We start from the raw sequence: 545 nt of genomic DNA, 5'->3' as shown, positions 1-545 counted from the left end.
ATGAAGAAGGTCACATTAACGTTTGTCGGAGAAGGTTCGGAGCGTATTGCGGATAAATTCTATTCTTGGCTTGCTGATGGTGGATTAGAAGACAGCCTAATTGAGACTCTATCGGACAGAGAAGTGTCGGTGGTCGGTATTAGTGATATGGATAACGAAACGCGCGATGTGGTGATTACGACAGAAATGAATTAACGCGTTGTGCGCGGTCAAAACCAAAAGAATGCAATAAAACAAAGCCCTTCGTCGGAAGGGCTTTGTGCGTTTAACTCATCTTCGTTTATAGAGTGGATTTAATGATGAACCAGCGTTAAACCGCTTGGTAAAGCATCACCGAAGACACGTTTTGACTCGCTTTCTGAAAGCTCTTTCACTTCTTCAACCAGCGATACCCACGACTCAGGTACTTTGCTCTGTTTGAGTTTTGTTAGAACTTGTTCCCGGTAGTCGTCAGAAATATCGAATAATCGGTCACCCGTCTTACGACAAATCATTACGGCTGCGAAAGCGATCATTGGTTCTTTCAGCCAATTTTGTTCCAAAAG

At 43.5% G+C, this 545-nt stretch carries 2 protein-coding genes; one reads left to right on the top strand and one right to left on the bottom strand.

The features are described from left to right. The coding region (locus R7Z49_RS27050; RefSeq protein WP_005455030.1) for a hypothetical protein at window positions 1-195 on the top strand (195 nt) is incomplete at its 5' end. Between the two features lie 98 nt (window positions 196-293). Here R7Z49_RS27050 and R7Z49_RS27045 read toward each other — a convergent pair. Next, the coding region (locus tag R7Z49_RS27045; protein ID WP_318112752.1) for a hypothetical protein at window positions 294-545 on the bottom strand (252 nt) is incomplete at its 5' end.

It is taken from the genome of Vibrio sp. 1562 (assembly GCF_033340155.1).
In the GTDB taxonomy this organism is placed as follows: Bacteria; Pseudomonadota; Gammaproteobacteria; order Enterobacterales; family Vibrionaceae; genus Vibrio; species Vibrio alginolyticus.
Note: the sequence above shows the minus strand (reverse complement) of the source record. Positions and strands in the feature narration are given on the sequence as shown.